This window comes from Paenibacillus sp. IHBB 3054 (assembly GCF_051594305.1).
Taxonomy (GTDB): Bacteria; Bacillota; Bacilli; order Paenibacillales; family Paenibacillaceae; genus Paenibacillus_AQ.
Genome location: NZ_JBOFBG010000009.1, coordinates 182,839 through 203,939 on the forward strand (window position 1 = coordinate 182,839; position 21,101 = coordinate 203,939).

At 50.1% G+C, this 21,101-nt stretch carries 19 protein-coding genes; 11 read left to right on the forward strand and 8 right to left on the reverse strand.

The window, feature by feature from the left end:
- Positions 1–48: 48 nt before the first annotated feature.
- A complete protein-coding gene (locus ACQ76X_RS13330) occupies positions 49–1,197 on the reverse strand; it encodes a phosphodiester glycosidase family protein (RefSeq protein WP_438494419.1) in 1,149 nt (382 codons plus the stop codon).
- A gap of 464 nt (positions 1,198–1,661) precedes the next feature.
- Between ACQ76X_RS13330 and ACQ76X_RS13335 the strand changes: the two genes are divergently transcribed.
- Together ACQ76X_RS13335 and ACQ76X_RS13340 are read left to right on the forward strand one after the other, a co-directional pair.
- A complete protein-coding gene (locus ACQ76X_RS13335; RefSeq protein WP_438494420.1) occupies positions 1,662–2,240 on the forward strand; it encodes a histidine phosphatase family protein in 579 nt (192 codons plus the stop codon).
- Between the two features lie 122 nt (positions 2,241–2,362).
- Positions 2,363–3,217 (forward strand): diguanylate cyclase domain-containing protein, encoded by an 855-nt coding sequence (locus ACQ76X_RS13340; RefSeq protein WP_438494422.1) that lies wholly within the window; start codon positions 2,363–2,365, stop codon positions 3,215–3,217.
- Here ACQ76X_RS13340 and ACQ76X_RS13345 read toward each other — a convergent pair.
- Together ACQ76X_RS13345 and ACQ76X_RS13350 are read right to left on the reverse strand one after the other, a co-directional pair.
- Entirely contained in the window at positions 3,214–4,446 is a 1,233-nt protein-coding gene (locus ACQ76X_RS13345; protein WP_438494424.1) for an SLC45 family MFS transporter, read from the reverse strand. The two genes, ACQ76X_RS13340 and ACQ76X_RS13345, sit on opposite strands and share 4 nt — an antisense overlap.
- 4 nt (positions 4,447–4,450) lie before the next feature.
- A complete protein-coding gene (locus ACQ76X_RS13350; RefSeq protein ID WP_438494426.1) occupies positions 4,451–5,188 on the reverse strand; it encodes a glycerophosphodiester phosphodiesterase in 738 nt (245 codons plus the stop codon).
- Between the two features lie 198 nt (positions 5,189–5,386).
- Here ACQ76X_RS13350 and ACQ76X_RS13355 point away from each other — a divergent pair, with 198 nt between their 5' ends.
- On the forward strand, positions 5,387–5,911 hold the full coding sequence (locus tag ACQ76X_RS13355; RefSeq protein ID WP_438494428.1) for an NAD(+) diphosphatase: 525 nt from the start codon (positions 5,387–5,389) through the stop codon (positions 5,909–5,911).
- Between the two features lie 153 nt (positions 5,912–6,064).
- Here the strand turns inward: ACQ76X_RS13355 and ACQ76X_RS13360 are convergent, their stop codons facing one another.
- The 3 genes from ACQ76X_RS13360 to ACQ76X_RS13370 form a co-directional block, all read right to left on the reverse strand.
- A complete protein-coding gene (locus ACQ76X_RS13360) occupies positions 6,065–7,669 on the reverse strand; it encodes an ABC transporter substrate-binding protein (RefSeq protein ID WP_438494456.1) in 1,605 nt (534 codons plus the stop codon).
- Between the two features lie 211 nt (positions 7,670–7,880).
- Entirely contained in the window at positions 7,881–8,774 is an 894-nt protein-coding gene (locus ACQ76X_RS13365; protein WP_341090240.1) for a carbohydrate ABC transporter permease, read from the reverse strand.
- Positions 8,775–8,818: 44 nt separating this feature from the next.
- Positions 8,819–9,682, reverse strand: a complete 864-nt coding sequence (locus ACQ76X_RS13370; RefSeq protein ID WP_038598724.1) for an ABC transporter permease — start codon at positions 9,680–9,682, stop codon at positions 8,819–8,821.
- A 313-nt stretch (positions 9,683–9,995) separates the two neighbouring features.
- Between ACQ76X_RS13370 and ACQ76X_RS13375 the strand changes: the two genes are divergently transcribed.
- From ACQ76X_RS13375 to ACQ76X_RS13385, 3 genes are all read left to right on the forward strand, one after another.
- Complete coding sequence (locus tag ACQ76X_RS13375) at positions 9,996–11,576, forward strand: response regulator (RefSeq protein WP_438494430.1); 1,581 nt, start codon at positions 9,996–9,998, stop codon at positions 11,574–11,576.
- 20 nt (positions 11,577–11,596) lie between these two features.
- Entirely contained in the window at positions 11,597–13,369 is a 1,773-nt protein-coding gene (locus ACQ76X_RS13380) for a sensor histidine kinase (RefSeq protein WP_438494432.1), read from the forward strand.
- Between the two features lie 106 nt (positions 13,370–13,475).
- Entirely contained in the window at positions 13,476–14,603 is a 1,128-nt protein-coding gene (locus ACQ76X_RS13385; protein WP_438494434.1) for a family 10 glycosylhydrolase, read from the forward strand.
- 195 nt (positions 14,604–14,798) lie between these two features.
- On the opposite strand, the gene ACQ76X_RS13390 is transcribed toward ACQ76X_RS13385, so the two are convergent.
- Positions 14,799–15,407 carry a hypothetical protein gene (locus ACQ76X_RS13390; RefSeq protein WP_438494436.1) on the reverse strand — a complete coding sequence of 203 codons (609 nt, stop codon included), beginning with the start codon at positions 15,405–15,407 and terminating at the stop codon, positions 14,799–14,801.
- Positions 15,408–15,753: 346 nt separating this feature from the next.
- Between ACQ76X_RS13390 and ACQ76X_RS13395 the strand changes: the two genes are divergently transcribed.
- From ACQ76X_RS13395 to ACQ76X_RS13415, 5 genes are all read left to right on the forward strand, one after another.
- Complete coding sequence (locus ACQ76X_RS13395) at positions 15,754–16,206, forward strand: YhcH/YjgK/YiaL family protein (RefSeq protein ID WP_438494438.1); 453 nt, start codon at positions 15,754–15,756, stop codon at positions 16,204–16,206.
- Positions 16,207–16,354: 148 nt separating this feature from the next.
- Complete coding sequence (locus ACQ76X_RS13400; RefSeq protein WP_438494440.1) at positions 16,355–17,272, forward strand: AraC family transcriptional regulator; 918 nt, start codon at positions 16,355–16,357, stop codon at positions 17,270–17,272.
- A 39-nt stretch (positions 17,273–17,311) separates the two neighbouring features.
- Entirely contained in the window at positions 17,312–18,388 is a 1,077-nt protein-coding gene (locus tag ACQ76X_RS13405) for a Gfo/Idh/MocA family protein (protein WP_438494441.1), read from the forward strand.
- A gap of 343 nt (positions 18,389–18,731) precedes the next feature.
- Positions 18,732–19,463 carry a ThuA domain-containing protein gene (locus ACQ76X_RS13410; protein WP_438494442.1) on the forward strand — a complete coding sequence of 244 codons (732 nt, stop codon included), beginning with the start codon at positions 18,732–18,734 and terminating at the stop codon, positions 19,461–19,463.
- Complete coding sequence (locus ACQ76X_RS13415; RefSeq protein ID WP_340894455.1) at positions 19,464–20,432, forward strand: sugar phosphate isomerase/epimerase family protein; 969 nt, start codon at positions 19,464–19,466, stop codon at positions 20,430–20,432.
- Positions 20,433–20,549: 117 nt separating this feature from the next.
- Here ACQ76X_RS13415 and ACQ76X_RS13420 read toward each other — a convergent pair whose 3' ends face one another.
- Positions 20,550–21,059: a GNAT family N-acetyltransferase gene (locus ACQ76X_RS13420; protein ID WP_076113687.1), complete on the reverse strand. Its 510-nt coding sequence runs from the start codon at positions 21,057–21,059 to the stop codon at positions 20,550–20,552.
- Between the last annotated feature and the right edge of the window lie 42 nt (positions 21,060–21,101).

Below are 21,101 nucleotides of genomic sequence, written 5' to 3' on the forward strand. Positions count from 1 at the left end.
AAAAAGATCCGGCTGCGGGAGGCTGCTTGAATGTTGCGGAAGGATGGATTAACGGGTTTTGATGACCAGCGCATTGCTGATCAGACGTCCCGGCGTTGTCAAATATTTGCCGTTGTAATACAATCCGCTGGAGGCGCCGCCATCCAGATTCATGGCTTGATAGGCACCTGCCTGCTTCATAATCTGCGCCAGCTGCGAAATGGTAGCCCCGCTGGTGGTCAGAAGAATCAGCTTGTGGTCGCGTGTCAGCCCCAGCGCACTGCGGGCTCCGCCGCCGGTGCGGATTTTGGGATCCCTGAAGCCTTCGGCGGTCACATCCACCGCTACCTTCCCGTTAACCAGCAGCCGGGGGCCGGCCTGAAGCGCACCTTCGATGGTCCCGCTCTGGAAGCGCGATGCGAATTCAGTGCCAGGAATCAGCTCTGCCAATAGATTGCGGTCATAAGCGAATACGGCCCGCCGTTCTCCAGCGCCGTTCTTGAGCATCTTTCCGCCGCTGATGATATAACCATAAGGGACTTTGTATGCCCCTTTAGTGTAGGCATCAAAGTAGGTCCCGTTGATCGCAACGAGAGCACCGTTGCGTTTGGCAATGCTGCCAAGTGACTCTGTCTTGCCGACCGTGTTGCCGGCAAGCACTACATCCAGCTTGACCGAGGGATGGAGCAGGGACGCGGTGACTGTCTGCACCGTAAAGGAGCGGCTGCCGACCTTAATGGTGCGTTTGCCGCTGACTACCGCCGGGGATTCCGCTTTAAGGAGTGCTCCGCTGAGTACGGGAAAGGTGGCGGAAGTTTCGTCCGCTGTCAGCGTGAGCGACGAGGCCTGCGGATTCCACTTCAGCTGAAGGCCCAGTGTTTGGCTGACCAGAGACAGCGGAACATATGTCGTGCCGCTGCCGCTGAAGACCGGCTCACTCAAGGCTACGGCCTTGCCGTTCACGGAAGCCTTCGCCGAGCCCGGAATCAGGTGGAGGGAAGCCTCACCCTTTGTAATTTCTATCGTTCCGCCAGGAGTGAGGATCGACCGGATGCCGGCAAAATCATTCAGGAAACGCAGCGGAATGAAAGCATGATTCTCCTTGTCCACATAAACTGCGAGCTTGGACGCAGGCGCCGCGGAGGCGCTTGATGATGCGGGAGGAAGAACGTAAAGCGGGAGAAGCAGGGTAAGAATGAGGGCGATGATTTTTTTCATGATGAACAGTATCTCCTTTTAAGTGGCGGCAGCATGATCTGCCATGCAGGATGAATTTGGAACATGCTCCAGAATGAAGCACCGGGTCTTATTATCATATAAGGGCAGTCTAACCGTCAATTACTTAGGCTTCAGTGCAGGCAGAATGGTGATCAACTGATGATCCTTATATCCGGTGGCGTATGCATCTTCCAGACTGTTCGTTTATAATCTATATAGATTGAATTTAAGATTTTCCCATTTTGGCGAGGTCGTAGCTACGGTGAATATTTGGACTTCCGGCCGCTGTTGTCCCCGGATTTCTTGATTTAACCGCCATATGCGGTGGAAATCCGGTGACAAAGGCGGTCGCTATCGCTCCTACAGTTCCAAAATTCCCCTCCCTCTACTTTTGCCCTTTTGTGTAGTTATTAAGTTCATTCTAAAGTAAGCTTACTTATTCTTCATAAAGGCGGGTAGCAACAATGACAAGAATCGGCTTGATTCGGCATGGCAGCACAGCTTGGAATAAAGAGGGACGGATACAGGGGCATACGAATAACCCTTTGGATGAGGAAGGACTTCAGCAGGCGGCGGCTATAGCAGAGCGTCTCAGCGGAGAACAGTGGGATTATATCTACTCAAGCGACCTGCTGAGAGCAAGACAGACGGCAGAGGTGATCGCAGCAAAGCTGGGTCTGCAGGTAGCGGGAGTGATTCCGGGAATTAGGGAGATGAACGGCGGACTGCTTGAGGGCACCACGGAGCAAGAGCGGGTGGAGCGCTGGGGGACAGAATGGAAGTCGCTGGACCTCGGGCTGGAGAGCAATGAGTCAGGCAAGCAACGGGGGAGCAAGGCGATTGAAGAGATTGCATTGAAGCATCCAGGCCACAACATCCTGATTGTCAGCCACGGCGCGATTCTGCGGAGCAGCCTGACCGGGCTGGTTCCCGGACTGGATGTCAGCGTGCTGTTGAAGAATACCTCTATCACCCGCATTGTTAAAGGGGACAACGGCTGGACCTGCGAGTTGTATAATTGTGTGAATCATATGGAGAGCTAGACCTTATCCAGACGGCGTCTTCCAAAACATTCCATGCAGGATCAGCCCGCGCCTGCCGATAATAAGCTTATCGCTTATTACTGTTAACCAGATTTATTTTCATGTAAAAGGGAGTGCGCATCATGATGGAAGAAGCCCGTAATTATATATTGGCTCTATTTTCGGTTCTCATCGCAGCGTTGACTGTGTACAGCCTTCTCCGGCTGACCCGGAATTTCACCTATAAAAATCAAAGAGCCCGTGCTGTGCGCACGAGCCTGATAATACTGATCGCCAGCGGCGGATTATACGGAATGCACTGGCTGGGCAAGCAGTCACAGTCCGGGTTGAAACAGGCTGACGGCAGCTTGTTTATCTCCATGGCACTTTATACATTGACTCTCTTAGCCCTGATGTATCTGTTCTCCAAGCTTCGCCAGATCCTGACCGAAAGAGAGCAATTGAAGGAACTGGCCTACAGGGATACCTTGACAGGCCTCTTGAACAAAAACGGGATGGATCACTTCTGGGACCACTGCAAACCGAACGAGCAGCTTGCGGTGCTGTTCCTTGACCTGGACCGTTTCAAGTCAATCAATGACAGACTTGGCCATCATGTGGGCGATTTGCTGCTCCAGGCCGTCGGCGGCAGTCTGAAACAGTTCACTTCCAAAGGCAAACGGCATATCTTCCGGAACGGCGGGGATGAATTCGTAATTGTCGCCAAGCGTTGCGGCCGTAAGGAAGCGGAGCAGCTTGCTATGCAGATTCTGGAGCAAACGACCCGCATTTACAGTCTGGAACGGCATGAACTGTTTGTTTCAGTCAGCATCGGCATTACGTTGAGCCATGGCAGGATCGACCCGATGACGCTGCTGAAGGAAGCCGATTCGGCAATGTACAGCGCCAAGCAGCTCGGAAAGGGCCGATATACCATACACAAGCAGGGAAACACGCTTCAATCTGTCAATTGGGCAGGCAGCTCCAAAGCCAATTAATTAAATTTGCTGCGTCCTTTCATCAGGAACAGGCAGAGCAGGGCTATTGCCATGCTCGCCGCTGCCGCATAGAACAGAATGGAGTAGTCGGTAAGATCAATCATCAGCCCAAGCAGCGGTGGGGAGGTGATGGCGGCCAGCGAGGAGACCAGATAATACATTCCGGTGCGTGTACCGATGCTTTCCTCCGTGCCTGTCGCTACTACATAAGGGTATGAATTGATATTAATGCAGGCCCAGAACATCCCGCCAACGAGCAGCAGAATCCGCAGCACAAGCAAATTCTCCGCAAACCCCACGAGGGCAAAAACTGCCATCAGTCCGCAGACTCCGGTGACAATCATCTTTTTCTTCCCGAACCGCCCGCCCAGCCAGCCGCTGGGAATCGCAAACACTACGAAGGCCAGCGAAAAGAACGTCAGCGAGAAGGAGGCTGCCTGTTCACTGAGGCCAAGGTGATGTTTGCCGTACAACGTGAACAGCGTCTCAACTCCTTGATAAGCTACGAACCAGAAGAAGATGGCTGCTAAGAGCCAGACTGTGGTCCGGTCGAGCTGTTTTTTTAAGGAGATGCGTGTAGGTTTGACCCGTGGAATGTTATCGCTACGTTGCAAATCCCCGGATAAACCTGTGAGTTCTTCGGTACCCAGTGCTGCTTCTTTGTTCACCCCATCCCGTTCCTCCTTGATGAACTGTGACACGATGAACAGGCAGAGCAGCGTGATGAGACCGGCAACAATGAACGGCAATGCTGGGCTGGCCTTATAGAGGAATGAGCCGACGCCAAATGCCAGAATCGACCCAACCCCTCCCATGAAGTTAATCAGGCCGTTCGCCTTGGTGCGCTGCTTATCCGGCGTAATATCCGGCATCAGCGCGACGGTCGGCGAACGGTACAGGCTCATGGCCAGGTTCATCAGCATCATAAAGAGCAGCAGCGTGAACAGTCCGGTGTGGAACGGAATCAGCATCGTCAGTACGGCAGCCAGCGGCATTCCGATCAGCAGATAAGGCATTCTGCGCCCATAACGGCTCACCGTACGGTCACTGCGGTTGCCAATCCATGGCTGCAGAAACAGGGCGAAATAGTTATCAATGGTCATCATGAAGCTGATCAAGGCTACACTGTGTACATATTTCTCCAGGAAAAAAGGTACAAACGCATTATACAAACTCCATGTAATGCTGATGCTGAAAAAACCGAAACCCAGCAGCCAGACTTTCTTCACCCCATCACTCTCCCTTAGCAGTAAGCAGTCTGTCCAGCACGTCCGGATAATCGGTAATGATTCCTGACACTCCGGCAGCGATTAATTCTTTCATGCGCTCCGGATCATTCACGGTCCAAGGATGATAGGCGATGCCATGCTCCGCCGCCTCGGAGACAAACTCCGGCAACACAGCGAAATGATAGGCATGCAGTGCATCCGCCTGCAGAGAGGCTGCGTAATCCCATGGGCGGTACAGGCCTTCTCCATATAAAATCCCGGTGCGAATCTCCGGTGCCAGCGATTTGCAGTGAGCCAGGGAGTAATGGTTGAAGCTCGACAATACGACGCGTTCACTCATGTTGAATTCCCGCACGGCGGCAATAACCTTTTCCTCCATCCCCGGGTACATAAAGACCCCGTTCTTAAGTTCAATATTTAGCACCGTATCGCTATCCTTGAGCAGATCCAGAAGATCTTCGAGGGTGGGAAGCAGCTCTCCCTTGAATTCTTCCCCGAACCAGGATCCCGCGTCCAGGTCAAGCAGTTCCTTAAGCGTGTGGTCTTTCACATTCCCGCTGCCGTTTGTCGTGCGGCCCAGCGTTTCGTCATGAATCAGAATCAGTGCGCCATCCTTTGTCATCTGTACATCGGTTTCAATCCCGGTCGCTCCAAGGGTAAGGCCCTTGCGGAATGCTGACATCGTATTCTCCGGACACACAGCGGATGCGCCGCGATGCGCAAAGTTAATTAGCGGATTCATTGTTTGCAGTCCCTCCAAGTTGTTTTTTAATAGAGCCCGACGAATCAGGCTACTCTTCTTATTCCACACCGGATAAAAAAAACCTGTCCAAAAATCCCCTCAGAATTCGAATTCCTAAAATTTTACCTAGCGATTACATATCCCTGGACCTGTATAATAGGATAGAATTCAATGTACTTGGAGAGGAAGAGATGTTTCTTGAAGTATTGTATAGAATGCGGAACTGAGCTGATCTTGAAAGAATGCGGCGGGGAGGGGCTGATCCCCTTTTGCGAGACATGCGGAATGTTTCGTTTTCCTGTTTTTAGCACGGCTATCAGTACCGCAGTGTTGAACAAAGAGATGGACAAGATTCTGCTAATCAAGCAGTATAACCGGCCGGACTACATCCTGCTCGCAGGTTACGTCAACAAAGGGGAGAATGCGGAAGCCACCCTTATCCGCGAGGTAAAGGAAGAGGTAGGGCTGGATATCGTGGCTTATGAATATATGCGCAGCCTTTATTTTGAGCCGTCCAATACACTGATGCTGAACTTTATAAGCATGGCTGATTCGGAAGACTTGAGCCGGATGAGTGCCGAAGTGGATCAAGCGATGTGGTTCACATTTGAAGAAGCGGCTAGGGAGATAAAAAAGAACAGTCTGGCAGAGACCTTTCTGCTGGCGATTATTGAGAAGCTGAATGCAGGCAAGGTGGATCTCCTTAAACCCACCGAAGCTTAAATGCGTGGCCCCGGCCCGTTCCTTGGGCCAATTGATTCTGACCACAGCCGTATTCATTGATGTGTTTCCATTCTCATCCTGACAAAGCAAAGGGTGTCCCGCGGCCAATTTACATGACAAGGAACACCCTTGTTCTTTTTATAGAGGGACGGTTTAATTCCCTTTTATCTTCTTGATATTGTCCTGCCACTTCCCAGTTTCAAACTTCAGGAGCTTATCATAACCGGCTTTTTGGGCATCCTGCTCGGCTTTGTCGAGCAGGGCAATCACTTCCTGTTCATCCTTGGCGAATAAGGCTTTAGCCCGCACCTTATCGGCGATATCGGCTACACGCTGCATGATCATGCCCTCTTCTGAATCTGGAAGGGGCTGTATATTGCCGAATTCCGTGGCATCAAAGGAGGTTTTCCAGGCGATTGTGGTTTGGGAGACCGTAGCCCAGTCGCGCTTATCCTCAGGCAGACTCATTTCATTTTCAGCCTTGGCTCCATCAATAAATGCCGTATTTCCTGCCCATTGAAACGTATCCCAGATGGCCATGAGCTTGGAACGCTCCTCGGCTTCATTTTTATATTTTTCTGTATAGATGGGTGCGCCTTTCTCATTGATGCCCTGCCAGTACATGCCTTCAGGCCCCCAGAAAATAATACGCTCCCCTTCCTCGCCCGTCAGCCAGTCCAGATAGGCAAATATACCTTCTGGATTCTCAGCCTGTGTTGTGATGACACTGACATTCCAGCCAAGAGAATCAAATTCGTTGACCCATACCTTCTTCGGATCTACGCCGGCTTTATGCAAAGGCCAGATCATCGTGTATCCGCCTTCAGGATCTTTGGCGCGCAGCATGCTGTTCGCTTCCGTGCCGATGACGGTGGTATCGAAATCCCCGTAGATCGCTATGCGGCCATTATTCACCTTTTCCTTGACCTGGTCACGGGTCTGCGTGATGGCATCCTGGGTAATCAGCTTTTCCCGGAACAATTTACTGGCGAACACCATGGTTTCGCGGTAGACCGGATCACTGAAGAGGGATTTCAACTCATTCCCCTGGGGGACCACACGCAGAGAGACCTGCCCGACATTCCGGTCTTCCGCCATCCCGGCGTAGAGAAAGTCAATCCCTTGACCCAGCATCCCGACCTCGAATGGAATAATGTCAGGATATTTCTCTTTCACCAGCTTCAGATAGGCATACAGATCATCAAAGGTTTCCAGCTTCGGCGATCCGAGTTCCTTGTAGATCTTATTATTTACAGCGTAGCCACCGTTGCCCATCGGATTTTTCGTGTACCAATTTGGGAATTGGTACAGTTTGCCGTCCTCGGAGCGGAGCATGTTGATTGTTTTTTCTCCTGCCCATTTTTTCAGATTAGGATATTTATCAAGGTAGGGGTCCAGCGCAACGAGCTTGCCTGCTTTTCTCAGCTTTTCTACTTCAGAACCGCGGTCTCCCCAGATGACATCCGGGAACTCGCCGGAGGCGATCATCGTGTTGAATTTCTGCAGAGCCGCACCGCCGGACTGGATCGACTGGACCGTTACTTTCTTGTTGTCCTGAATCCATTTAGTCGCCGGATCCTGGCCCCAAGGATTCATCGTATACCAGTCATAATTGCCGAAAAAGGAAAAGGTGAGCGGCGTTTCTCCGAAAACAAAAGGTTGGGATGAATCAGTCCCGGCAGTGTTGTTGCTTGGCTTTGCCCCGTCTTCACCGGTGTTTCCACCGCATGCGGCAAGCATGATACTCATACCCAGCATACATACCGGCAGCAGGAATGATTTTTTTGAAATATAAGAGTTTATATGCTTCACGCTATAAATTATCCTTCTATTTCTCGCTGAAACGGATACCGTCCTTTTGAGGACGGCGAAGCCGTTTCCACTTGTAATGGACATCTTCATACCCCCATGGGATTGTTTTTTATGAAAAAGCCGTGAGCTATGATTGCTACACCGATCTTATCCAAGTTCATTCTTTAATGGAACCGATCATGACGCCCTTGGTAAAATATTTCTGCAAAAATGGATAAACGAGCAAAATCGGTACCGTTGCTACCAGCATGGTGGACATGGTGAGCGATTTGGTTGTGACGCTTTGGAGCCGGGCCATGTGGCCTTGAGCGGCTGCATTGGTCTGCATCATCTGTTCAGACATAATGTTGGAGCTTAGAATTTGCTGAAGCAGCGTTTGAATCGGGAGCAGATGCCCGGAGGTGATGTAAATGCTGGCCGTAAACCAGTCATTCCAGTGCCATACTGCAGCAAATAGAGAGAGTGTGGCGATCACCGGACCTGAAATCGGGATGACAATTTTGAAAAAGATGCCGAAGTGGCCGCAGCCGTCGATTTTCGCCGATTCCTCCAATCCTTCCGGCAGTTCGAGAAAAAACGTGCGGAAAATGATCATGTTCCAGACGCTGATTATATTCGGAACAATCATGACCCAGAAATTATTCATCAGGCCCAGCTCACGGTTAATCAGAAAGGAGGGGATCAATCCTCCGCTGAAGTACATCGTGATGATGCACAGGATCATATACCCTTTCCGTCCCATGAGCTGTTTCTTGGACATGCCATAGGCAAAGATTGATGTACAGGCAATGGATAGAATTGTGCCAATCACCGTTCTCAGCACGGAAATAAGGAAGCCTGTCATTAGCCGCTTATCCTGAAACACTACAATGTAATTCTCCAGAGTAAATTGTCTGGGCCAAAAGGTGATCCCCCCTCGCGTCGTGTCCAAACCCACGTTGAATGAGATAACGATCGAATTCCAGAACGGATACAACATTACAAAAGCCATGAGAATGAGCATGGAGTAAATGAGACTGAGAAACAAATTGTCAGAAAAGCTGTTTTTCATGCCGTGATCACCTGCATTTCAATGTGTAGTTGCGATGCCGAAAACTACCACAGACTGTGTCCCAGTTTACGGGCTATCCGATTGGCAACTGTGAGCAAAAAGACGCTGATTATCGACTTGAATAAACCGACTGCGGCGGCGTAGGAGAAGAGCGAGTTGCGGATACCAACGCGGTAGACGTAAGTATCAATGACATCGGACACGTCCTGAAGTACAGGGTTTTTGGCCAGAAGCAGGATGTCCTCAAAGCCTGCGCTCAAGATATCGCCAACTGCGAGAATCATGAAGATCGTAACTACGCCGGAAATACCGGGCAGGGTAATGTACCAAATTTTCTTCAAGCGGTTTGCCCCGTCGATGGAGGCTGCTTCGTAAATTTCGGGATTGATGCCGGCAATGGCGGCCAGATATACGATGCCGGAGAAACCGATCTCCTTCCAGATTCCTGTTCCGATCAGGATGGCCCAGAAGTAGCCGGGAATGGACAGGAAATTGACAGGTTCGCTGATTAAATGCAGCTTTTGCAGCAGCATGTTCACGCTTCCGTTATCGGTTGCCAGCATGGAGGTCACAAATCCGGACACGATGACCCAGGACAGGAAGTGGGGCAGGTAGCTGATGGTCTGGATCATCCGTTTGAAGCGCGAGTGAATCACTTCGTTCAGGATAAGCGCCAGCAGTATAGGTGCCGGAAATCCGATGAGGAGTCTCAGGGCACTAATCACAATCGTGTTGCGCATGACGGTCCAGAATTCGGGTGCCTCGAAGAACATCTGGAAATACTTGAAGCCTACCCATGGGCTGTGCAGAAATCCTTGAAAAATATCGTAATCCTGAAAAGCCATCAGCACCCCGTACATCGGCAGATAAGAAAAGATCACGATAAGAATCATTGCCGGGATGACCATCAGTTGAAGATCCAGCTGCCTGGAGAATCTGAACCAGAAGGATTTGCGGCTGGCTTCCGGTCGTACGCCCGGAGGGACTCCCGGTGGTGAAGACGTGACGATGCTTTTTTTCATCTGAACACTTCCTTTGCAAATTTCTCTGCTGAAATTCATAGTATAGGAACCGTTCCGGCAAAAACACTGATAAGAACAACGATTTGTAGACTTCTGCAATGAGGATGAAGGTTTTGCAACACGGTAAAAATGAAATGTTATATGATGTGATCAATAGAAAGTGTTGAATTTGATCACACGGCCGGATTGGAGGTCAAACATGTATAACGTATTGCTGTCAGATGATGAAGTGCTGGATTTAAGAGGGATGCAGCACTTTATACCCTGGAAGGATCTGCAGATGAATGTGGCAGCGGTGGTGAGCAGCGGTTTCGCTGCGCTGGATTATATTCGTAATCATCATGTTGATATTCTGATCACCGATATCCGGATGCCGATTATGTCCGGTCTGGAGCTGTCCCGTGAAGCACTGCAGCTGCTCCCACAGCTGAAAATCATATTTGTAAGCGGTTACGAAGACTTCCATTATGCCAAGCAGGCGATGGAGCTAAATGTGCAGAGTTATGTCCTGAAGCCTGTAGAGGATGAAGAAATGATCGAGGTGCTGCAGAAGGTGAAGGCCCAGCTGGATCATGAGGCCCAGCAGTCCCGACTGGAATCAGATTACTATAAGACCTTGCCTGTACTTAAGAACAACAGGCTGCTTGGCCTGCTGGATGGTCAGCAAGACGGTGCAGAAACCATAGATGATTTGGTCCTTGTGCAATGCGGAATTAGCCCATCTGCTCCGCAGCGGGTTGCCGTGATTGAGATTGATGATGTGGCCTGGAAGCTGAATGCATACAGCGAGCTGGAAGCGAGGCAGATCGTCAATCAGCTGTATCAAACGGTACTGGATTATTGCACAGAGTGCCGGATCTGGTCGCTGTGCAGGCTTTCCAGCCGCGAATGTGCGCTTGTACTGCAGATGGAGGAACTGGCGGAATGTGAAGCGCTGCTCAGCGGTTTAATTGAACTTATTGGGGTCCGGTTTCCGGTCACCATCACAATAGGCCTGAGCAGCACAGCAGCTTCCACCGCTTCAATTCACACCTCTTATCAGCAGGCGAAGCAGGCGCTTGATTATAAAATGCTTGCAGGCAAAAGCCGTCTGATCCAATTTTCCGAGCTGGAGTCAGGCAGTGTGGAGGACGTGCAGAGTCTCGAAATGACGCTGGATGCCCTGTTTGCCGCAATGTCGAATTACAGGCTTGTCCAGCTGCACGATGAACTTGAGAATGTATTCACCTTGGTCCGCCGGATGAAGTCCAAATCTACCGTCTACAACTTTGCCATACAGATTATCTCCCGGCTGGATGCCTATCTGGCAGGACTGAACGAGAATCTATTCCAGATGCTGGGCATGCGAATGGAGAACCTGGACATTCTGTTCAAATTCGAAACGATGGATGATATCCAGTCATGGCTGCGACGGAGGGTATTTGAAATCTCTGAAACACTGCATGTAAAGAAGCAAAAGAAAAATAATAAGCTGCTTGAATCGGTCTGCGCCTATGTGGAGAAGCATCTGGACCAGAATATCGCACTCCGGGATGTGAGCAATCTGTTTAGCTTTTCCCCGAATCATCTCGGCGTGCTGTTCAAGCAGGGAACGGGCATTAATTTCAGCGATTATGTGGTGGAGAAGCGGTTGGAGAAAGCCTGCACTTTACTGCAGAATCCCCAATATAAAATTTTCGAGGTGGCCGGAAGGGTTGGCTATAAAAACCTGACTTATTTCAGCAGGCAGTTTAAAGACAAATATGGGATGACACCGGGGGATTACCGTAAGCAGTGCTGACAAAAGGAGAACAGTGGCCTATGAAGCAAAAGAAACGGTTTCTGTCATTCGGCTACAAGCTGATGATTTCTTATATTATACTGCTGATTGTCCCGGTTGCTTTTGTCGGTGCCTTTGCTTATAACACTGCGGTTGAATCCATCCGAACACAGACAAAGGCCAATATCCGGGGCACGCTTCAGCAGATTCAGGATAATATCCGTTATAAGGTGGAGGATACCAAGCGGCTGACGGACTCATTGTATTACGACCGCACTCTGGCGGATTCCTTAAGGCGCTTCGATGACGGATGGTACAGCTTTGAGACGCTGCAGAGCTATTTGATCCCGATGCTGCAAAATACGGTGCATTCCTCTAACCGCAACATTGCACTGTCCCTGTATATTCAGAATGAGACCATACCCGAGGTTTACTATTCTTACGAAGGGATGGACCCGCTGCGAAAGGGGAGGTTCTACCAGCTGTTTCACCAAAAGAGGATTCTGGGCAAGTTATGGTTTAGCAGTTTTCCCCAGGAAAAGTACGGGGTGACGATGCAGTGGCGCCAGATCGAAGATGACAAGCCCTACGGGAATATTTCCTTGCTCCGCAGATTGATGGACACGTATGAGCCCACTGCACCGAGTCCATTTGGTTTTGTCCGGATTACCGTCAAGATTGCCGATCTTCTCGAAAGCGTGAAAGATGATAAGTTCCGCAAGGGCAGCACAGTGTATATAGAAAATGAAAATCATGACATTATCCACCTTTCTTCAGGGGATAAAAATATGACACCCCAGCAAATTCCACTGCTGGAGAGCAAGGATTATCTGCAAATCAAGGCGCCGATCGAGGAGCTGAACTGGACGCTTGCGGTCAATATCCCCAATAAAGTTTTGGAGCAGGATATCCAGAAGGTCAAAAGCGTAACCATTCTCGTATGTCTGATCATGATCGGTTTCTTTTCCGCAGCAGGTATGCTGCTGTCCGGCTATTTTTCCCGGCGTGTCGTCAAGATTGTGTCTGTTCTCCGTTCCTTTCAGGAAGGGGATTTGCATAAAAGGCTTAGTTACCGGGGAAATGACGAATTTAATCAGATCTCCCTGGCACTAAATAATATGGGGGAGAATATGAACCGCCTGATTCAGGAAGTTTACCTCTCCAACCTGCACAAGAAGGAAGCAGAGCTGGAAATTCTTCAGGCACAGATCAATCCCCACTTTTTGTATAACTCGTTCTCATCCATAAATCGTCTGGCACAGTTTGGTGAGATCAGTAAAATCCGTTCGATGGTCAGCGGTCTTGCGAAATTCTACAGGCTGACGCTGAATGAGGGCAGGATGATGATTCCGGTCGAGAAGGAGCTGCAGCACGTACAGACCTATATTGACATCCAGAAAATCAAATATGAGGATCATCTCACCTTTAATTTCGATATCGACCAGAAGGTGCTGGGCTTTGATACTGTAAGGCTGATTTTGCAGCCCTTTGTGGAGAATATTCTTGAGCATGCTTTTTACGGGGAGACCATTCATATCCGCATTACGGCGGAGGCTGGTCAGCAGGGAATTGTGTTCAAGGTGATTGACGACGGCATCGGTATGACCAAGGAAACCATTCGGCAGATTTTCTCTCCAAGCGGGATCAAGATGGGGTATGGCATCCGCAACGTCGACCAGAGAATCAAGCTGCAATTTGGCGATTCATACGGTGTCTTGCTCTACAGCCGGCTTGGAATCGGAACAACTGTTCAAATCACTATCCCTTACTTTCATCATACAGAGCTCACCGGCAACGACGGGACACAGGGATAAGGCAGAAGCTTTCTGAGCTTTCAGTCTGTCTGGGAAAGGAGGAGGACACGGGAATTCGTAACATCTAATCTGCACTCCATCCAATTATAGAAAGGCGGAGAAAACAATGACTAAAGGTAAAAGAAAACGGACTTTGCTGATGGCCCTGCCCGCGCTGCTGATGAGCTTTATGCTGAGTGTTCCGGCCCAGACAACATCTGCCCAAACAGGACCCTTCGTATCCGAGATCATCGTGCGGACAGGCGCCAATTTCAAAAACCATAATGATGTTGTCAGCTTCGTGAACAATGCGGCAAAGAACAATATTTCCGTCATCAATTTGAGTGTGAAGCAGGATGAGGATGAGGAGGTTCCGTCCGGCTATGCATTTTATAAGAGCAAGATTGCGCCGGTCGCTTCGGGATATTCCAATTTTGATGCAGTCAAGGATGTTATTGCTGAGGCACATAAAAAGAATATTCAGGTGAGGGCATGGATTCCGCAGTTCCACGACCGTGCGGCCTTTGACAAGAATAGCGAGTGGCAGATGCGCGCGCTTGTGGACGGCAAGGTGAAACCTTTTACAGGCTCCAATGGCACTGAATATTTTGTGAATCCGCTCCATCCTGGTGTGCAAGCCTATGAGCGCTCTATCATCAAAGAAGTTGCGGCAAATTATGATGTTGATGGCATTGTCCTGGACTGGCTCCGTTTTGACGATTACAACATGGATATGGGGGATTACACGAGAACACAGTATAAAAATCAATACGGCTATGATCCTATTACCATTAACTTTGCTTCGGATAATGCGAAACGGGAGGAGTGGAATGAGTGGAGAACGACCAAGCTTGGGGAGTATGTGCGTGATGTGAAAAGCGATTTGGACGGGATTACGCCAGGACTCTTTTTCGGGGCTTATATTCTGCCGCCGGAGTTTGTGGAAGTCGGACAGGATGCCGCCAAATTTATGCCATACATGGATTTCGTTTCTCCGATGGCCTATTTCGACGATTGGGAATTTCCGCAAAGCTGGGTTTATGACAGCGAAGGTATACTAAGCCAGACCCGGCAAAAAATCGGCAATGCCGAAATCATCGCCGCGTTGGATACCGATTGGACCGATGCACAGTATAAAAACGTACAACAGGGAATCCGCTCCAACTTCCCCGACATTTCAAATCTGGCTTTTTTCATTTATGGCAAGTGGACGAATACAGATATGAAGAATATCAATAAGCGCGCAAACTGGTAGCTATATAAGTTGAACTTTAGCTTTACCCCGCCGGCATAGAACGCAACTGCGGTGAATGTTTGGACTTCCGGCCGCTGTTGTCGTAAGAATTTCTTGATTTAACCCGCTATTTGCGGTTGAAATCCGTAGAACGGCGAGGATATTGGCAGGTTGAGCAAGGGTGGGCTGGAAAGCAATACGATGATCGCACAGTAACTATGCTGAAACAATATCCCGGATCATCTCATGCACATGCTGTACTTCCATAAGGGCCTGGGAGTATTCCAGGTCCGATTTTTTGGCCGGTATCTGCCTTGGAAGAAAGGGAATCGACAGTACGGGCGTATCTTTGCTGCTGAGGTAGATTTTAAGCGTAAGCTCAATGATTTCCTCGGGGTCTCCGTTATCCTGTCTGTTTGCGGTTCCGTAGACTGCGGCAGCATCCAGCACTTTACCTGTGTCGGCCTTTGCGCCGCTGCTGGTAATCCGGCTGGTTTTGCTGACTTTTGTCAGGGTGAGGGCGTTCTCAACAATTTCAGAGCCTAGGATCACATCGAAGGTGTAAAGGGCAGCTGAGGCCGTTTCGTGGTTGTCAGGGGAATACATGACGATAGCGAGCTGCTTGCCTCCTTCATCCAGGGCAATGATATGAGATTTGTCTGGAGTGATGAACCGCTTGCTGAATTTAAGGTTGAAATCAGCCAGTGTGTGGATCAGCTTGTTCAAGTCAGACGAAGGATCGGACAGTTTATGCCGCAGCACCGCTGCCGCCAGCAGCAAGCCAACACCCAGTGCGGCGAACATGTACATCAGGACAATAAGCATTATACCGCCTCCTTAAAGTTTTGTGAGCTTAGACCTCATTGATTCCACTTCGGGCAAAACTCACTTCGAAAGCATAGACTTAAGTTTTGCGAGCTTAGCCTCATTGAATCCACTTCGGGCAAAACTTACTTCGAAAGCATGGACTTAAGTTTTGTGAGCTTAGACCCCATTGATTCCGCTTCGGGCAAAACTCACTACGAAAGCATAGACTTAAGTTTTGTGAGCTTATTAAGAATCTATGCCGGGGGTACGTGAACAAATACATAGACCTGCCGCGAGAGATCAACTATTCTTTTTCTATTCCGCAAAACGGGGATACATAAGAGAATATAGGAGGATTTCGGGCATGATAGTGGATACATTGGGGCATTTGCTGGAGAATGAGGCTGCTTACGGAGAGAAAATTCAGCGTGGACTGCAGTTCCTGCGGGATACGGACTTTGCAGGTCTGGCTGCAGGCCGCCATGATGTGAATGAAGAAATGTTCTATTTCATCAATGAATACGAGACCAAGGACGCCGGAGACTGCTTCTGGGAAGCCCACCGGATCAATCTTGATCTGCATTATATTCTTCAAGGCACAGAGCGCATCGGTTATTCCGCTATTGAGCAGCTCAAGGTTAGAGATGAATACAGCGCCGAGAAAGATGCGGTGTTCTTTACGGGCGAGCTGGAGTCGGCGGTAACCGCAGGTCCGGGAGCGCTTGTCGTCTGCTATCCGCAGGACGGGCATATGACAGGGATTGAAGCGGGGAAGAAGGAAGCGGTGCGGAAGGTTGTTTTGAAGATTAAACTCTGATTTGTTTTCGATTTAAATATAGTGTGAAAAAGAGCCCCGCGGGGCTCTTTTTTGCGCCTCTTGATGTGTCCTCTGCCGGGGGATAAGATAAAGTGGGGTTCAATGAAATTTTAAATGCAGCTAATTACCCGGACAAGGAGCCGCGCTAATGAATATTTATCTCGAACTTCCGGATGTGGATAAGCATTTCCCCTTCCGCAGCTTAGTCTGCGGAGGTGACGATCTCACTTATCCGCATTGGCATAAAGAAATTGAAATCATCTATGTCACCAAGGGAAGACTAAATCTGGGAATAAATGATACCCCGATCCGGATGGAACAGGGTGAAATACAGTTTATCAATGGCGGAGATGTGCATTATTTCCTCGCCTCGCCTGAAAGTGAACGGTTTGTGATCCAGTTTGATCTCGGACTGTTCCAGGAGGTTACTGCGCCCGGCGGCAATGAATATTCGCTTCGCGATCTGTTCACAGAGATGGAGCAATCCAGTTCAAGCTGGCCGGAAGCGGTAGCAACGAAGGTGATTGGCCTTCTGGAGAGCATTTACGAGGAGGACACGCAGCGGCGTGAAGGCTATGCCTATCTCATCAAGGCGAGATTGTTCGAGCTGCTGACGGTTATTATGCGGGAAGTGCCGAAGAATAGAAGCAACAGAGGGCCCAAGTTCTCGGAGGATACTCAGATTCAGTCTCGGGAAACGCTGGAACGGCTGGAGCGGATCTTCATCTATGTCGAGCAGCATTACCAGGAACCGATTACACTAAATGAGGTAGCCGGGCACATGGGCTTCAGTCCGTATTATTTTACCAAGCTGTTCAAGAAGAATACGGGCATGACCTTTGTCGCCTTCCTGAATGAATACCGGCTGAATAAAGCCAAGTGGATTCTGCTCAATCAGAACCTGCCCATGTCTGCCGTGGCGGAGGCGGCGGGGTTTGGCAGCGTGAAGACTTTTCATCATTTTTTCAAGGAAGCGACGGGAATATCGCCCCTGAAATACCATAAGACAATATTCAGGAATAACAGGGCAAGATTGCAGGAAGAAAGCCCTTCCGCGGATTTGTAAGATAGAGATATTACATCAACAAGTGGAGGTTAAGAGAGAATGACTTTAAAAGTTGGAATTATCGGCTGCGGCGGCATCGCGAACGGCAAACATATGCCTGCGCTCAAAAAAGTGGAAGGTGCGGTGATGGTTGCTTTCTGCGATATCGTTCCTGAACGTGCCGAGCAGGCCAAAGCGGATTACGGAGATGCTAACGCTGCGGTATACAGCGATTATAGAGAGCTGCTTAAGGATGCAAACATAGATGTGATTCACGTGTGTACGCCGAACATTTCCCATGCGGAGATTTCGATTGCGTCCATGGAGGCCGGCAAGCATGTAATGTGCGAGAAGCCAATGGCCAAGACGACTGCGGAAGCACAGGAGATGATTGATGCTGCGAAGCGTACCGGCAAGAAGCTGACGATCGGATATCAGAACCGGTTCAGAGCCGATTCAGCTTATCTGCATGCCGTATGTGAGAACAACGAGCTTGGAGAGATTTATTATGCCAAAGCGAAGGCCATCCGCCGCCGTGCGGTTCCGACCTGGGGCGTATTTCTCGATGAAGAAGCGCAAGGCGGCGGTCCGCTGATCGATATCGGCACCCATGCTCTTGATTTGACCCTGTGGATGATGGACAACTACAAGCCGAAGTATGTCGTGGGCAATGCCTACCACAAGCTGTCCGGCCGCAAAAATGCCGCAAACGCCTGGGGGCCGTGGGACCCGGAGAAATTCACCGTTGAAGACTCCGCCATCGGCTTCATTACGATGGAGAACGGCGCAACGATCGTGCTTGAAGCCAGCTGGGCGCTGAACACGCTGGATGTCGGCGAAGCCAAGACCGCGCTCTGCGGCACGGAAGGCGGAGCGGATATGGAGAAGGGGCTGCGCATTAACGGAGAGGCTTATGGCAAGACGTTCGAGAAGTATATCGGACTTGATGCGGCTGGCGTTGACTTCTACGACGGTGCCGGAGATGATCCTGCAGTGGTTGAAGCCGAGCAGTGGATCCGCAGCATTGTGAACGACACCGAGCCGGTGGTGAAACCGGAGCAGGCGCTGGTGGTTACCCGCATTCTGGAGGCGATCTACAAATCGTCAGAGACCGGAATGCCGGTGTTTTTTGACTAAAGAATTTTGAGTAATAATGAAAGATGCCCTGCCTCATGCCTCATGCATTAACAGGAAAACGGCCCGCTAATTGAGAGTCTGGTAGATCCAGATGACAAGTAAGGGGAATTGAACCCGCTAATTTTCAAGGATTTTTCAATTTCATCGAACGCGGCTGAATTAAAGGGCCAATTTCCCTTTAAGTGTCGAGAAATGACCATTCCCATGTATTTAGCGGGTGATTTTCCCGCTTTAAGAAACTTAGGACATTAAAGTCCCACATGTATTTTATGCTTATCGATTTTGCATTAACGGATAACTCAGCATATCCCTGAATTTAGCTCAAATAAGGAGTGTGTCCAAAGTGACCAGAGTAACCATATGGAATGAATACCGTCATGAATTGCAGGAGGAACGAATCCGCCGGGTGTACCCGCAGGGAATTCACGGACAACTGGCCGGATTCCTACAGGAAGCAGGCTTTGATACAGCAACAGCAACCCTGGACGAGCCGGAGCATGGATTGACGGAAGAGGTGCTGGAGAATACGGATGTGCTGGTCTGGTGGGGGCATGTTGCCCATCAGGAGGTCAGCGACGAGATTGTAAGCCGCGTGTACAACCGGGTTCTGAAGGGAATGGGGCTGATTGTGCTGCACTCCGGCCACATGTCCAAAATCTTCATGAAGCTGATGGGCACCAGCTGCGACCTGAAATGGCGCGAAGCAGAAGAGAAGGAACGTCTCTGGGTAATGGACCCGAGCCACCCGATTGCCGAAGGCATCGGCGAATACATCGACCTGGAGCAGGAAGAGATGTACGGGGCGCATTTTGATGTGCCGGCACCGGAGAGCCTCATTTTTGTAGGCTGGTTCGAGGGGGGTAATGTGTTCCCGAGCGGTTCGACTTACCGGCGCGGAAGCGGGAAGATTTTTTATTTCCAACCGGGCCATGAATCATATCCGACCTATTACAACAAGGAAATTCAAAAAGTGATTATCAATGGCGTCAATTGGTGTACACCAACCAAACGTGATTATCCGGTGTACGGCCATTCCGAAGCTTTGGAGCCAATCAGAGAAAAGGTGGGAATATAAATGAAGTTAGGTGTATTTGATCCGGTATTCGGAAGCTTAACACTCGAAGAGATGCTCGATAAAATTGCTGCCGCTGGCCTGAACGCCGTGGAAATCGGCTCGGGAGGCAATCCGGGCAATGCCCACTGTCCGACCGACGAGCTGCTAGCCAGCGAATCGGCCCGCGAGGCCTATCTCGAACAATTCACCAAACGCGGGATTATCATCAGCGCTTTCAGCTGCCACAATAACCCGATTTCACCGGATAAAGAAGAAGCCCGCCAAGGCGACGAAATTCTGCGCAAGTCGATCAAGCTGGCTTCGCTCATGGGCGTACCGGTTGTCAATACGTTCTCAGGTACTGCCGGGGACAGTGACGACGCCAAAGCACCTAACTGGCCGGTAACTCCTTGGCCTACCGTATACAGCGATATTTTGACCTGGCAGTGGGAACAGAAGCTGATTCCGTACTGGAAGGAAATCGGCAAGCTGGCCGAAGAGCATGGAGTCAAGATCGGTATCGAGCTGCATGGCGGCTTCCTGTGCCATACGCCATATACGATCCTCAAGCTGAGAGAAGCTACCTGCGATGCCATTGGTGCGAATCTCGATCCGAGCCACCTGTGGTGGCAGGGTATTGATCCGGTAGGGGCGATCAAGATTCTCGGCAAGGCAGGCGCGATCCATCATTTTCACGCCAAGGATACCTATCTTGACCAGGATAACATCAACATGTACGGCCTGACCGATATGCAGCCTTATGGGGATGTACAGACCCGGGCCTGGACCTTCCGCTCTGTAGGCTGCGGGCACAGCATCTCGGAATGGTCGGATATTATGAGTGCACTGCGCACTTACGGCTACGACTATGTGGTAAGCATTGAGCATGAAGATCCGCTGATGTCAGTGGATGAAGGATTCTACCGGGCTGTCACCAATCTGCAGTCCATTCTCATCCGCGACCAGCCACTGGATATGTGGTGGGCGTAAAGGGATTATAGCTCTGTCTATAGCAAAAGCCGGTGTTTCTGCGAATCGCAGAAACACCGGCTTTTTTGTGATCCCGCAGGAAAAACAGCAGTCAAAGAACCGGCCGGTTTATAAATTTTATAAATTCTTATAATATAATACCGTAGCATCCAGTTGCCCGTTGGCTGACCGGCAATAATTCGGGATTCGGCCTGCCTCGATGTATCCCCGTGATTGATAGAGCAGGTTGGAGGGATCGCCTTCCCGCGTATCCAGTACAAGCAGTGTTCTGTCTGCTGCTGCTGCGGCTTGTTCGGCGGTATCGAGCAGCAGTCCGGCGATGCCCTTGCGGCGGTGCTCCGGATGTACCATCAGTTTGGCAATTTCCGCGCGGTGCCGGGCATTGGCTTTGGCGGCTAAATGGAGCTGCACTGTACCCGCGATTTTGTCGCCCTCCATTGCTGTCCAGAGCAGCACATGCGGATCAGGGACGCTTTTCCAATAGGCTGAAGCCTCCTCAGCTGTGACCGGAGGGAGAAATCCGATCGAGGCGCCATCTTCCACTACTTCTGTCAACAGCCCGCTCAATTCAAGCTCTGTCTCCGGCAGTAATGTTTCCAATAGTACAACATTGATTTTAGGGGTCATCGGATTAGTTCCTTTCACCAATAAAATGTAACAGCTAAATAC

Coding starts and splice junctions, on each gene's coding strand:
- ACQ76X_RS13385 (WP_438494434.1), top strand. CDS start 13,476: ATGACTAAAGGTAAAAGAAAACGGACTTTGCTGATGGCCCTGCCCGCG.
- ACQ76X_RS13330 (WP_438494419.1), bottom strand. CDS start 1,197: ATGAAAAAAATCATCGCCCTCATTCTTACCCTGCTTCTCCCGCTTTAC.
- ACQ76X_RS13395 (WP_438494438.1), top strand. CDS start 15,754: ATGATAGTGGATACATTGGGGCATTTGCTGGAGAATGAGGCTGCTTAC.
- ACQ76X_RS13350 (WP_438494426.1), bottom strand. CDS start 5,188: ATGAATCCGCTAATTAACTTTGCGCATCGCGGCGCATCCGCTGTGTGT.
- ACQ76X_RS13360 (WP_438494456.1), bottom strand. CDS start 7,669: ATGCTGGGTATGAGTATCATGCTTGCCGCATGCGGTGGAAACACCGGT.
- ACQ76X_RS13375 (WP_438494430.1), top strand. CDS start 9,996: ATGTATAACGTATTGCTGTCAGATGATGAAGTGCTGGATTTAAGAGGG.
- ACQ76X_RS13420 (WP_076113687.1), bottom strand. CDS start 21,059: ATGACCCCTAAAATCAATGTTGTACTATTGGAAACATTACTGCCGGAG.
- ACQ76X_RS13365 (WP_341090240.1), bottom strand. CDS start 8,774: ATGAAAAACAGCTTTTCTGACAATTTGTTTCTCAGTCTCATTTACTCC.
- ACQ76X_RS13400 (WP_438494440.1), top strand. CDS start 16,355: ATGAATATTTATCTCGAACTTCCGGATGTGGATAAGCATTTCCCCTTC.
- ACQ76X_RS13390 (WP_438494436.1), bottom strand. CDS start 15,407: ATGCTTATTGTCCTGATGTACATGTTCGCCGCACTGGGTGTTGGCTTG.
- ACQ76X_RS13335 (WP_438494420.1), top strand. CDS start 1,662: ATGACAAGAATCGGCTTGATTCGGCATGGCAGCACAGCTTGGAATAAA.
- ACQ76X_RS13380 (WP_438494432.1), top strand. CDS start 11,597: ATGAAGCAAAAGAAACGGTTTCTGTCATTCGGCTACAAGCTGATGATT.
- ACQ76X_RS13370 (WP_038598724.1), bottom strand. CDS start 9,682: ATGGTCATCCCGGCAATGATTCTTATCGTGATCTTTTCTTATCTGCCG.
- ACQ76X_RS13405 (WP_438494441.1), top strand. CDS start 17,312: ATGACTTTAAAAGTTGGAATTATCGGCTGCGGCGGCATCGCGAACGGC.
- ACQ76X_RS13415 (WP_340894455.1), top strand. CDS start 19,464: ATGAAGTTAGGTGTATTTGATCCGGTATTCGGAAGCTTAACACTCGAA.
- ACQ76X_RS13340 (WP_438494422.1), top strand. CDS start 2,363: ATGATGGAAGAAGCCCGTAATTATATATTGGCTCTATTTTCGGTTCTC.